2 protein-coding genes are annotated in these 1,914 nt (G+C 49.2%); one reads left to right on the forward strand and one right to left on the reverse strand.

Translation table 11 applies throughout. From position 1 onward, the window contains the following. On the forward strand, positions 1-364 hold a 364-nt coding region (locus ACTHUE_RS17215; protein ID WP_440424052.1), incomplete at its 5' end, for a DsbA family protein. A 166-nt stretch (positions 365-530) separates the two neighbouring features. On the opposite strand, the gene ffh is transcribed toward ACTHUE_RS17215, so the two are convergent. Then, positions 531-1,901, reverse strand: a complete 1,371-nt coding sequence (gene ffh / locus ACTHUE_RS17220) for a signal recognition particle protein (RefSeq protein ID WP_003684000.1) — start codon at positions 1,899-1,901, stop codon at positions 531-533. Between the last annotated feature and the right edge of the window lie 13 nt (positions 1,902-1,914).

Raw genomic sequence — 1,914 nt, forward strand, 5'->3', positions numbered from 1 at the left:
ACCTTTGGCACGTTTGGCGGCCGCAGTGGAAATGGCCGGTGAATCAGATAAAGCCAACAGCCATATTTTCGATGCGATGGTTAACCAAAAAATCAACTTGGCCGATACCGATACCCTGAAAAAATGGCTGTCCGAGCAAACAGCGTTTGACGGCAAAAAAGTATTGGCTGCATTTGAAGCGCCCGAAAGCCAAGAGCGTGCGGCTCAAATGGAAGAATTGACCAATAAATTCCAAATCAGCGGCACACCGACCGTTATCGTCGGCGGCAAATACCAAGTCGAATTTAAAGACTGGCAGTCCGGCATGACCACGATTGACCAGTTGGTGGACAAAGTACGCGAAGAGCAGAAAAAGCCACAATAAGTTGAAGGCTGAATGAATAAAGGCCGTCTGAAAATAGATTTCAGACGGCCTTTTATATTAGATGTTATAGAAGAAATGGTTGCTTAAGGTCTCATGATTTTAAATCTGAATACAAAACCAAAACGCCGTCTGAAACTTTTCAGACGGCGTTTTCTGTCAAATCGGCTTACAAACCTGGGAACATGCCTTTCATTCCCTTCATGCCTTTGGCCAAGCGCATCAGTTTGCCCAAGCCGTTGCCGCTGAACATCTTCATCATTTGTTGCATTTGTTCAAACTGTTTGAGCAATTTGTTCACTTCCTGCACGGTCGTGCCTGCACCCATTGCAATACGGCGTTTGCGGCTGGCTTTGAGCAGGGCAGGGTTGGCGCGTTCTTTTGGAGTCATTGAGTTGATGATGGCTTCTACTTTGCCCATCGCTTTTTCGGCCGTGCCTTCGGGGATTTGTTTCGATATTTGACCCAGTTCGCCCGGCATTTTCGACATCAGGTTTTCCAAGCCGCCCATATTGCGCATCTGCTGGATTTGTTCTTTAAAGTCATTGAGGTCGAAGCCTTTGCCTTTTTGCAGCTTTTTCGCCATTTTGGCGGCAGCTTCTTCATCAATACCTTTTTGAACGTCTTCAATCAGGGTCAATACGTCACCCATGCCGAGGATACGGCTGGCAAGACGGTCGGGGTGGAAAGGTTCGAGGCCGTTGATTTTCTCGCCGACGCCGATAAATTTAATCGGTTTGCCGGTCACATGGCGTACGGACAATGCCGCACCGCCGCGCGAGTCGCCGTCCATCTTGGTCAATACGACACCGGTCAGCGGCAGGGCTTCATTAAATGCCTGAGCAGTGTTCACAGCATCCTGACCCAGCATGGCATCGATAACGAACAAAGTTTCAACCGGGTTGACCGCCGCATGAAGCGCTTTGATTTCGTTCATCATCTCTTCATCGATTGCCAAACGGCCGGCGGTATCGACCATCAAGACATCGTAAAAATGTTTTTTGGCGTAATCGACGGCGGCAGTTGCAATCTCAACCGGTTTTTGGTTGGTATCGGATGGGAAAAAGTCCACGCCGACCTGTTCGGCCAACAGACGCAGCTGTTCAATCGCGGCAGGGCGGTAAACGTCGGCAGATACCACTAAGACTTTTTTCTTCTGATCGTTTTTCAGCAGGCGGGCGAGTTTGCCGACGGTTGTTGTCTTACCGGCACCCTGCAAACCGGCCATTAAAACAATGGCAGGCGGTGAAACCGACAAATCCAGCGTTTTGTTTTCCTTGCCCATCAATTCGACTAAGGCTTGGTTAACCACACCAATAAAGGCTTGGTCAGGCGTCAGGCTGCCGACGACTTCTTGGCCAAGGGCCTGTTCTTTGACTGTGTTGACGAATTCTTTAACGACGGGCAATGCAACGTCGGCTTCCAGCAGGGCAAGACGAACCTCGCGCAAGGCTTCTTTAATATTGTCTTCGGTCAGCGTTGATTGGCCGCGAATATTTTTAAGTACCTTGCTGAAGCGGTTGGTCAGGTTGTCTAACATACTTATCCTTGAT

The organism is Neisseria sp. P0021.S005 (assembly GCF_051956955.1).

Bases quoted from the DNA above. Each gene is read 5' to 3' on its own strand.
- ffh (WP_003684000.1), bottom strand. From the start codon at position 1,901: ATGTTAGACAACCTGACCAACCGCTTCAGCAAGGTACTTAAAAATATT.